Origin of the sequence: Streptomyces abyssalis (assembly GCF_001751365.1) — a bacterium.
GTDB classification, from domain to species: domain Bacteria; phylum Actinomycetota; class Actinomycetes; order Streptomycetales; family Streptomycetaceae; genus Streptomyces; species Streptomyces abyssalis.
In genome coordinates, this window is the sequence record NZ_LJGT01000041.1 from 500,793 (window position 1) to 511,435 (window position 10,643).

The window sequence follows — 10,643 nt, forward strand, 5'->3', positions numbered from 1 at the left end:
AGGCCCTGGCGGCCCCGGGTCAGCCGCGGTCCGGGTCCGCCGGGACCCGGACCCCCCGGGCCCGTCCCGGCAGCACCGCAGGGGCCGCCCGCCCGCCGCGGCCCGGCCCGCCCCGCCAGGGGCGTCCGTCAGCTCTCGCTGCTCCGGGCCCAGATGTTCGTGCCCGGCTCTGAGACCGCGTACGAGTCGATCTCCCGCAGCTCGTCCGCCGTCAGCTCCGGCCCCTCCAACGCCGCCACATTCGCCTCCAGTTGGCGCACGCTGCTCGCACCGATGAGCGCGGACGTCATCCGCGGGTCCCGCAGCACCCACCGCAGCGCCAGCTGCGCGAGCGACTGGCCGCGGCGACGCGCCACGTCGTCCAGTCCGCGCAGCCTGCGCTGCACGTCCTCCGTCAGGAGCCCGGGGTCCAGCGACGTGCCCTTTGAGGCGCGCGAGCCCTCAGGGACGCCCTGCAGGTACTTGTCGGTGAGCAGGCCCTGCGCGAGCGGGGCGAAGGAGATGCAGCCCATGCCCTCCGACTCGAGGGTGTCGAGCAGGCCGTCCTCCTCCGTCCAGCGGTTCAGCATCGAGTACGAGGGCTGGTGGATGAGCGCGGGCACGCCCATCTCCCGCAGCAGGGCGGCGGCTTCGCGCGTACGCCGGGAGTTGTACGAGGAGATGCCGGCGTAGAGCGCCTTGCCCTGCCGCACGGCGGAGGCGAGAGCCCCCATCGTCTCCTCCAGCGGGGTCCGCGGGTCGAAGCGGTGGGAGTAGAAGATGTCGACGTAGTCGAGGCCCATGCGCCGCAGCGAGGCGTCCAGCGACGACAGCAGATACTTGCGGGAGCCCCAGTCGCCGTAGGGACCGGGGTGCATGGGGTAGCCCGCCTTGGTCGAGACGATCAGCTCGTCGCGGTACGGACGGAAGTCCTGGTCCATCAGCTTGCCGAAGTTCTGCTCCGCGGAGCCGGGCGGCGGACCGTAGTTGTTGGCCAGGTCGAAGTGGGTCACACCCAGGTCGAAGGCGCGGCGGAGGATCGCGCGCTGCGTCTCCAGCGGGCGGTCGTCACCGAAGTTGTGCCACAGGCCGAGGCAGATCGCCGGGAGCCTCAGGCCGGAGCGGCCGGTGCGCCGGTACTCCATGGAGTCGTAGCGGGCGTCGTCGGCACGGTACGGGTGGAGGGAGGAGTCGTCCGTCATGGCACCTTTCCTATCAGCAGCCTGGCGGAGGTCTGCCCGGCGGAGGCCGTCCGATGTCCGGGCTGCGCATTCCGCTCCGCATGACCGCCCCCTTACCCGCACGCGCGGTCCCGGTCCGTGGGAATCGACCAGTGGGAACCACTGGGAATCCGGCCAGTGGGAAATCGCCCCGTGGGCACCGGCTCCGTCGGACCCGCCCAGGGCGACGAGGTGAGGGGCGTACGGAGTCCGGTCCGTGGAGATCGCGCGGACAGCGGCCCGACGGCCCGGCTTCGTCCAGGGGCTTCACCCGCAGTAAGGTTCAATGGTCCCGGACTCGCCGAAGGAGGGGCTGGCCATCTACAACAAGCTTCGCAACCTGGTGTACAGGCTCTATGCCCGCCGGGTGGAGTACCGGCTCGACACCGACCAGGTGCCCAAGCACATCGGTGTGATCCTCGACGGGAACCGGCGCTGGGCGCGGGCTTCGGGCGGCACGGCGGAGCAGGGCCACCAGGCGGGCGCGGAGAAGATCCGTGAGCTGCTGGGATGGTGCGAGGAGACGGACGTCAAGGTCGTCACGTTGTGGCTGCTCTCCACGGACAACCTCAACCGCGCGGAGAACGAGCTGCTGCCGCTGCTCGGCATCATCGAGGACACCGTGCGCGACCTGGCCGACGCCGGCCGCTGGCGGGTGCACCACGTCGGCCAGCTCGACCTTCTGCCGGACCGTACGCAGCAGGTGCTGAAGAAGGCCGAGGAGAAGGCCGGCCACGTCGACGGCGTTCTGGTGAACGTGGCGGTGGGCTACGGCGGCCGTCAGGAGATCACCGACGCGGTGCGCTCGCTCCTCGCGGACCGTGCCGCCGGCGGCACGAGCCTGGACGAGCTGGCGGAGACGCTGACCGTCGAGGACATCTCCAAGCACCTCTACACCCGGGGCCAGCCCGATCCGGACCTCGTCATCCGCACCAGCGGCGAGCAGCGGCTCTCCGGCTTCATGCTCTGGCAGAGCGCCCACTCGGAGTACTACTTCTGCGAGGTCTTCTGGCCGGCCTTCCGCAAGGTCGACTTCCTGCGCGCCATCCGCGACTACGCGGCCCGTCACCGGCGCTACGGGAACTGAGCCACCGGCGCCGCGGGGCCCGATCCACCGCGCCGCGCGAACTGACCGACCGGCGCCACGGGATGATCCACCGGCGTTGCGGGACGGACCGACCGGCCGGCGTCACGGCACGGATCCAGCCACCGCACCCATCCTGCCACCGTCGCTAAGCGAGGCGCTGCGGGACCGGTCCGCGCCCCTCGCGCACCCCGGGCCCGCCCCCGCACCCCCTTTCACGCCCCGGCGTACGGGCACAGGCAGCGCCCCGTACAGCGCACCGGGCGGGCCGCGCCACCTGAGTGTGCCGATGAGCAGCACTTCTTTCCCCGGTAGGGGTTGCCGAGGTCACCCTGGCGGGGCGCTCCGCATATGCCATTGCATGCTTGCGCTCAGCCGGGGGAATATCACCTCATGGCTGGGTGCCCTCCACAGGCCCCGGCGCCGGGAGGCCCGATTGCAGACCACGGACCGCCGCAGGAACTCTGCGGCGACTGGGATGTCGCGGAGGGCCGGTCTCCGGCCCGCCGCGAGCGGGTCCGGACCGGTCTCTTCCCTTGCGACGCCGTCGCACCCCGACCTCTTCCGAGGGGGTTCGTCCACCCGTGGTGACAAGCAAGAAGCGCAACGATTCCGACCGGCGCACGTATGTCATCGACACCAGCGTGCTGCTCGCAGACCCGATGGCGATGGACCGTTTCGAGGAGCACGAGATCGTGCTGCCCGTCGTCGTCGTGACCGAGTTGGAGGCAAAGCGGCATCACCCGGAGCTGGGCTACTTCGCCCGGCAGGCGCTGAGGCGGCTGGATGAATACCGTGTGAAGCACGGCCGTCTGGACGCCCCCATCCCGATCGGCGATGTGGGCGGCTCGCTCCGCGTCGAACTGAACCACTCGGACCCGGGCGTTCTCCCCGCCGGATTCCGTCTGGAGGACAACGACTCCCGGATTCTCGCCGTGGCGAGGAACCTGCAGGCGGAGGGGTTCGACGTCACCGTCGTCTCCAAGGATCTGCCGCTGCGCATCAAGGCGTCGTCCGTCGGACTTCACGCGGAGGAGTACCGCGCGGAGCTCGCCATCACCGAATCCGGCTGGACGGGCATGTCGGAGCTCACGCTGCCCGGGGAAGACATCGACGAACTCTTCGCCGCCGAGAGCGTGTTCGTGGAGGAGGCGTCCGAATACCCCGTCCACACGGGCCTGGTGCTCCACTCCGAGAAGGGCAGGGCGCTGGGGCGCGTGACGCCGCAGGGCCGCATCAAGCTCGTACGCGGTGACCGCGAGGCGTTCGGCATCAAGGGCCGCAGCGCGGAGCAGCGCATCGCTCTGGACCTGCTGCTGGACCCGGAGGTCGGCATCATCTCCATGGGCGGCCGTGCCGGTACGGGCAAGAGTGCGCTCGCGCTCTGTGCCGGGCTGGAGGCCGTGCTGGAGCGCCGGCAGCACCGGAAGGTGATGGTCTTCAGGCCGCTGTACGCGGTGGGCGGCCAGGACCTGGGCTATCTGCCGGGCACCGAGGCCGAGAAGATGAACCCGTGGGCGCAGGCGGTCTTCGACACGCTCTCCGCCGTCACCAGCCGCGAGGTCATCGACGAGGTCGTGGAGCGCGGCATGCTGGAGGTGCTGCCGCTGACGCACATCCGCGGCCGTTCGCTGCACGACGCGTTCGTGATCGTGGACGAGGCGCAGTCGCTGGAGCGGAACGTACTGCTGACCGTGCTCTCGCGGATCGGCGCCGGGTCGCGGGTCGTTCTCACCCATGACGTGGCGCAGCGGGACAATCTGCGCGTGGGGCGGTACGACGGAGTCGTGGCCGTGGTCGAGAAGTTGAAGGGGCACCCCCTCTTCTCGCACATCACACTCACCAGGTCCGAAAGGTCACCGATTGCAGCTCTTGTGACCGAGATGCTCGAAGAGACGCATATCTGACGGGAGTTGTCCGCTTCTGCGGGTGTTGGGCGCCGGCTGTCCTCAAGGGCGGTCGGCGTCAATGCTGTTCAGCGGTGTGTGCGCCGACGTTCGCTCGTACGAGTGGTTGTGAGGGCGCGGCAGCCTAGCCCTCCGGAGCGGCGCGCGCGCGTGTTTCCGGTCAACGTGACAGCCAAACCACGTGTGACCTATCCCACTCAGCGTGGAATTGCCTCAGCTGCTCGCGTCCGGCAGGGTGTGGGTTCTGTCAGGCCCCGCATACGGCACACCGGCACCAGAGATGGTGCTGCACCACAGAGCAGTTCAGAACTGAAAAGCAGTCAGCGCCGTATGCCGCCCGAGTACCACGCGGTCCCTCCCAGCCCAAGGAGGGTCCGACGGGCCCGCACCTCCGGTGACCATGTTCCGAGGAGGTCTGTGCCAGGGGCACGATCAGCGCCCGCGCGGTCACTCAAGCGGGCACGTTGGAAGGAAAACGTGTGACTCGGATCTCCGTCCGGGGATTCGCAGTGGCGTCCGCCACCGCGGTCACCACCGTCGGCGCAGTCGTCGGTGTGGCCTCCGGCAGCCAGCAGGGTCAGACGACGAACGATGTCGAGGCCACCGCTGCAGACTCGACGCTCCTCGAAGACATACCGGCGGGTCAGCAGGCCCGGGTTCAGACCGCTTCGCTGACGCAGCAGGCGGACACCATGTCCGCAGCCGCGCACGCGGAAGCGAAGAAGTCCGCCGAGACTGAGGCGCGCAAGCAGGCAGCCGAGGACGCCGCAGCCAAGAAGGCAGCCGCCGAGAAGGCAGCCGAGGAGCGCGAAGCCAAGGCGGCCGCCAGCCGTTCCTCCGCCCGTGCCGACGCCGGTGACTTCCCCACCCAGAGCTCGTACTCGGTCGCCGAAGTCAAGTCGATGGCGCAGAAGATCGTCGGCGGAGGCAACTTCCAGTGCTTCTCGCAGATCGTCGAGAAGGAGTCGGGCTGGAACTACCAGGCCAGCAACCCGAGTTCGGGTGCCTACGGGCTCATGCAGGCGCTGCCCGGCTCCAAGATGTCATCGGCCGGAGCCGACTGGCGCACGAACCCCGCCACCCAGATCAAGTGGGGCCTGAACTACATGAACGACCGGTACGGCAGCCCCTGCGGTGCCTGGGACTTCTGGCAGGCCAACAACTGGTACTGAGCGGCGCGGCCGTCGCCGTGACCCGGCGCTGAGCCGGACAACTTCACAAGCTTCCAAGCTCACCCCCGGTCCGTACGTCAACGGGCCGGGGTGAGCTTGTGCCGTGACCGCGTGGTGAACATCGCCGCGCCCGCTGGGCGGAAGCAACCCGCACGCCGGTAACGTCGTCACTCAACGGCAGCGGAACATGTGGGTTCGCGGGGGTGGAGGAAGCACGATGACGAGCAGGGTGGACAGGCTCCGCGACAGCGTGGCCCGCATGGCGTCGCGCATCGCGGCGCGGCGCGAGGAGCAGCTCGCGAAGGAGGCGGCGATCACCAAGCCGGGCGCCGGGCCGGGTTCGCAGCCGGAGAGCCCGTCCGCCTCCCCGCCGGCGGAACCGCCAGGTCCGCCCTCCGGGCCGCCGTCCGGTGCCGGGAGCGCGGGGGGAGGCGGCGGCGTGCGGCCGGCACCGTCCACCGCGGTTCCATGGGGCGTACGGGTCGCAGCCGAGGCCGGGTGGCGGCTGCTGGTGCTCGCCGGTGTCATCTGGGTGCTGATACAGGTGATCAGCTCCATCAGCCTGCTCGTGCTGTCGTTCTCCGCCGGTCTGCTCGTGACGGCGCTGCTGCAGCCGACCGTCGCCCGTCTGAGGCGGCACCGCGTCGGACGCGGGCTGGCCACCGCGATGACCTTCATCACCGGCTTCGTGGTGATGGGCCTGATCGGCTGGTTCGTGGTCTGGCAGGTCACGGAGAACCTGCCGACTCTCACCGAGCGCGTGCAGGAGGCCATCGAGGAGGGCAAGCGCTGGGCGATCCAGGGCCCGTTCCACGTGTCCGAGGACCAGGTCAACGACGTCGCCAAGAATTTGAGTCAGTGGCTCGGGGACAACAGCCAGGAAGTCACCTCCGCGGGGCTCGAAGGCGTCACCGTCCTGCTGGAGTTCCTCTCCGGTGCGGTTCTGACGATGTTCATCACGCTCTTCCTGCTCTACGACGGGCGCGGGATCTGGGAGTGGTTCCTGAAGCTGGTGCCGGGCGCCGCGCGCGACGGTGTCGCCGGTGCCGGGCCGCGGGCCTGGGTGACGCTGACCGGGTATGTGCGCGGGACCGTGATAGTCGCCATGATCGACGCGATCTTCATCGGCGTCGGCATCTACATCCTCGAAGTGCCCCTTGCGGTGCCGCTCGCCGTCCTCATCTTCATCTTCGCCTTCGTCCCGATCGTGGGTGCCGTCGTCTCGGGTGCTCTGGCGGTGCTGGTCGCGCTCGTCACCAACGGGCCGATCACGGGGCTGCTCGTTCTCGGCGTCGTGCTTCTCGTGCAGCAGATCGAGAGCCACGTGCTGCAGCCCTTCATCCTCGGGCGGCTGGTGCGTGTCCATCCGCTGGCGGTGGTGCTCGCGGTGACGGGCGGCAGTCTCATCGCCGGGATTCCCGGTGCCGTCGTGGCGGTGCCCCTGGTGGCGGTGATCAACACGGCCGCGGGCTATCTGCGGGCGTACTCGGAGGCGCAGCGGGCGGGGGGAGCCGCGCTTCCCGCGGGTGCGGGCGTGGGCGGTCCCGGTGGCGGCGTCGGCGGCGACTCCGGACCGGGCCCCGGAAAGTCCGGCACGGGCAAGTCCGGCACGGGCAAGTCCGGCCGGGTTTCGGAGACTTCGACTGAGCCGGGCGCGTCTCCGACGGAGTCCGCGGCCGAACCGCCGCCTCCGGAGGCCGGTTCGGGGCGTGGGACGGACCCGGAGGGCCCCGGAGGTCCGCAGAAGTAGACCGTGCCCGGGGCGGCCGGCTCAGTAGGGCGCCTTCCGCTTCTCCATGTACTGCCGGAGCCGGTCGTAGTCCGCCGCGGCCCAGCCGTCCGGCGGTGCGACGGCGATCCACGCCTCGACCGAGCCGGTGCCGTACCGGTGCCCGTGCGGTGCGTCCACGTCGTAGGAGACGGCCAGGTCCACGGTCGTCTGCCAGAAGGTGACGAACGGGAACCAGCCGACCTCCTCGGTGATGTCCGGGCCGAGCGGCGGGCTCAGCCACCGCGGACGCTCCAGGGCCAGGTCCCAGGACCACCAGACGATCGGGTCGGAGGCGTTCTGCAGATAGACCACCCGCGGCCCTCGCCACGGTCCGGGCGGGCGGGCCAGGTCCTTCGCCGGCCACTGCGCGAAGCGGAAGTGCCTGCCCTGCTCGTACTGCGGGCGCCACACCGGGCTGCCGGCGTCGCGGTGCGCCGTGATCTCCCGGCGGACCGGTGAGAAGCCGGGCGAACCGGCCAGCACCGCGCCGTCCACCTTCGACAGCAGGTCGTCCGGCCCGTCGAAGGCAGCCTCGATGCCGTACGCCCCCAGGCTCTCGCCGAACACGACCAGTTCGGGACGGCTGCCCGCCGGTTCCTCCAGCCAGCGGGCCCGTACGGCCTTCATCAGCGCCCGGTTGGCGCGTCCGGCCTGCTCCTTGTCGACGACGAACGACAGCCAGCTGGGCAGATACGAGTACTGCATCGCGACGATGGCCGTGTCGCCGCCGTGGAGATACTCCAGCGGCTCGGCGTCCGTCGAGTTGACCCAGCCCATGCCGGTCGTGCCCGCGACGGCCAGCACCTCGCGGTCGAACCCGCCGGCACGCTCCAGCTCGGCGACGGCCAGTTCCGCGCCCGCCTCGTAGGCCTCGGCCCCGGCCGTACCCAGCCCTTCGAAGGCGCGCCTGCCCACGTACACCCGCACGGGGTCCTCGGCCGGGCGGTGCGTGACCTCGCGTATCCGGCGGGCCGACGGCGTCGAACCGGTGAAGTTGCGGCCCTCGTAACCCAGTTCGCGCCAGCTGATCAACGAGCGGGGGCTGCCGGAGACGAAGCGGGAGCCCGACTGGACGATGCCTTCCTTCGTGCCCCGGTCGGTGCTCTCCGACATATGAGACACGACGTCCACGACGCCGCGGTCGAAGACGATGTCGCGGGTACCCACGAGGACCGCGGTCGCGCTGATCAGGAGCCCGGCGACGACGGCGACGGGGCGCGGCACGAAGCGGCACAGGCCCTGTATCAGCGTCCGCGTGCCCAGACGGACGGCGCGCGCCAGGAGGAGAAGCACTGCGCACAGGGTCAGCGCCATGAGGCTGATCATCATCGAGTGCCAGGTCAGCGTCTCGGGCAGATCCTGCAGGGCCCTCAACTCCCGCTGCATGCGGGCGCTTTCGGAGAGGGCGAGGACGGTCAGCCCGCCGGCGGCGACGTAGTACGCCTGCCAGGCGTGCGCCCGGGCGCGCTCACCCGGCGGACGGGGGAACCGACGCCGACGTACGAACCGGCGCTGTGCCGCTGCGAGAACGGGGCGGGCGAGACGGGCGAGCAGCGCCCCGATCGCGTAGCCGATCGCGGCGGTGATGCCTCCGATGACGCCCTGCAGGAACCAGGGACGCGGCACGAGGGACGGCGTCAGGGAGAGCCAGAAGAAGACCGTGGCGAGGCACGTCGCACTCAGGTCGGGCCAGCGCCGTACGACCCAGGAGGGCTCGGGATGCTGCCAGTACGGGCGCCGGGCGACGGTGAGGGAACGGGAGGCAGCGTGTCGCAGCGTCCGGGGGAGCGCGGAGTCGCGGAAGCGCCGGGGACGGGACGGGGCCGGGGGCGGTGACGAGCCCGGAGACAGGGGGGACGGCGGCCGGGAGGTGGGTCCGGTCGGCGCCGGCTCCCGCTCACGGCCGGGTCCCGTGAGCGGGACGGTGGCTGTGTCCGTGGCTGTGGCGGTGGCGGTGGCGGTGGCTGTGGTCGTGGCCGTGTCCGTGCCGGTGCTTGTGCCCGTCCCCGCCTCGTCCGGACGCGGTCTCTGCGCCGTCGTGTACCCCATCGTCCGCCCCCACCCCGTACCGGATTCTGGTCACCGCTACGGCTGACGCATCAGCGGGGGGAGGGGGTTGAGTGCGCATATCCGTCCCGAAAAGGGGTTGTTCACAACAACGGCGCCCGATAGGGCTGGCGGGCAGCACGTCATCGCAGGCAGAACCGCGGAAATCAGGGGGAATCGCGATGCCCGCACGCAGGTCCGGCCACGGGCGCAGACCGTCGGCCCGGCTCGTACTGGCGGCGGAGACGGCACGTCTCAGGCAGCGGTCGGGCCGTTCGCTGGGCGACCTGGCGGACCGTACGGAGTACGGCAGCACGTATCTGGGGCAGCTGGAGAGCGGCGAACGGCTCGGCACACCCGCGGTGTTCGCCGCCCTGGACGAGGTGTACGGCACCGGCGGCCACCTCGGCGAGCTGTGGGAGCTGGCCCGGGGCGCGGTCTTCCGGGAGCGGTTCAGGCGGTTCATGGAGCTGGAGCGGAGGGCGTCGGCCCGTCACGAGTACGCGGCGGCCACGGTCCCCGGTCTCTTCCAGACCGAGGAGTACGCGCGTGAGCAGCTGCGTACGGCGCGGCTGGGCAACGAGCAGGAGCTGGAGGAGCAGGCCGCCGCGAGGATGGGGCGGCAGACCCTGCTCGCGGGCGGGAACGCGCCGCATTTCCGTGCGGTGCTGGACGAGGCCGTACTGAGGCGGCGGCTCAGCGACGCGGCGGCGTGGCGGAGGCAGCTGGAGCGGCTGCTGGAGGTGTCGGAGATGCCCCGGATCACGCTCCAGGTCCTGCCGTTCGCGTCCGGGCTGCAGCATCTGCTCGGCAGCTCGCTCACGCTGCTGTGGATGCCGGACGGCGGGGCGGTGGCCTACACCGAGGGCTGCTGGTCGGGGGAGCTGGTCGAGGAGCCCGAGGACGTGGACAGGCTCCGCCTCTCCTGCGACGTGCTGCGGGACGCGGCGCTTCCGGCGGGGGAGTCCGCGGCGTTCATCGAGCAGGTGATGGAGGGCATGGAGGGAGACGCACCGTGGATACCGTGACCGGAGGCGCGGGCACCCGCGCACAGCCGCCCGCGCCCACGACCGCCGGCGTGCCCCCCGTCCCCGTCCCTGTCCCCGCCCGCGCGCCGGCGCCGGGCCGCACGGTCTGGCGCTCCTCCAGCCGAAGCAACGCGGAGGGCGGCAACTGCGTCGAAGTCGCCCACGGTTCCTGCGGTTCCGGCGCCGTCCCCGTGCGCGACAGCAAGTGCCCGGGCGGACCCGGGCTGCTCTTCGGTACGCAGGCCTGGTCGGTCTTCGTCGACGCCCTCAAGGCGGGCGGTCCTGCGGAGCGGTTCCCGCGGCGGCCGTGACCGGGCTGCGGGCCGCCGGGCGCCGCCCGCAGCCCGGTCACGGGGCTCGGTCGGGCCCAGCCGGGGTCAGGCGGTCAGGGACCCGTACAAAGGTCCCGACCTGTTGGTCTTTCCGCAGGTAGGAG

The 10,643-nt window shown here is 71.1% G+C and carries 8 protein-coding genes; 6 read left to right on the forward strand and 2 right to left on the reverse strand.

Annotated features, from left to right (window positions below; translation table 11 throughout):
* Window positions 1-128: 128 nt before the first annotated feature.
* Entirely contained in the window at window positions 129-1,181 is a 1,053-nt protein-coding gene (mgrA, locus tag AN215_RS23105) for an L-glyceraldehyde 3-phosphate reductase (protein ID WP_070011167.1), read from the reverse strand.
* Window positions 1,182-1,485: 304 nt separating this feature from the next.
* Here mgrA and AN215_RS23110 point away from each other — a divergent pair, with 304 nt between their 5' ends.
* From AN215_RS23110 to AN215_RS23125, 4 genes are all read left to right on the forward strand, one after another.
* Window positions 1,486-2,286 carry an isoprenyl transferase gene (locus AN215_RS23110; protein WP_070011166.1) on the forward strand — a complete coding sequence of 267 codons (801 nt, stop codon included), beginning with the start codon at window positions 1,486-1,488 and terminating at the stop codon, window positions 2,284-2,286.
* 581 nt (window positions 2,287-2,867) lie between these two features.
* The gene (phoH2, locus tag AN215_RS23115; protein ID WP_070011165.1) at window positions 2,868-4,190 is read left to right on the forward strand and encodes an RNA 5'-3' helicase PhoH2; all 1,323 of its coding nucleotides are present in this window, start codon (window positions 2,868-2,870) and stop codon (window positions 4,188-4,190) included.
* 479 nt (window positions 4,191-4,669) lie between these two features.
* The gene (locus tag AN215_RS23120) at window positions 4,670-5,362 is read left to right on the forward strand and encodes an aggregation-promoting factor C-terminal-like domain-containing protein (protein ID WP_070011164.1); all 693 of its coding nucleotides are present in this window, start codon (window positions 4,670-4,672) and stop codon (window positions 5,360-5,362) included.
* 217 nt (window positions 5,363-5,579) lie between these two features.
* A complete protein-coding gene (locus AN215_RS23125) occupies window positions 5,580-7,112 on the forward strand; it encodes an AI-2E family transporter (protein WP_079123334.1) in 1,533 nt (510 codons plus the stop codon).
* 21 nt (window positions 7,113-7,133) lie between these two features.
* Here the strand turns inward: AN215_RS23125 and AN215_RS23130 are convergent, their stop codons facing one another.
* A complete protein-coding gene (locus AN215_RS23130) occupies window positions 7,134-9,182 on the reverse strand; it encodes an alpha/beta hydrolase (protein ID WP_079123335.1) in 2,049 nt (682 codons plus the stop codon).
* A 179-nt stretch (window positions 9,183-9,361) separates the two neighbouring features.
* Here AN215_RS23130 and AN215_RS23135 point away from each other — a divergent pair, with 179 nt between their 5' ends.
* Together AN215_RS23135 and AN215_RS23140 are read left to right on the forward strand one after the other, a co-directional pair.
* Window positions 9,362-10,207, forward strand: a complete 846-nt coding sequence (locus AN215_RS23135; RefSeq protein WP_070011163.1) for a helix-turn-helix domain-containing protein — start codon at window positions 9,362-9,364, stop codon at window positions 10,205-10,207.
* A complete protein-coding gene (locus AN215_RS23140; RefSeq protein WP_420856164.1) occupies window positions 10,195-10,518 on the forward strand; it encodes a DUF397 domain-containing protein in 324 nt (107 codons plus the stop codon). The genes AN215_RS23135 and AN215_RS23140 overlap by 13 nt, the downstream gene beginning before the upstream one ends.
* Window positions 10,519-10,643: the final 125 nt, after the last annotated feature.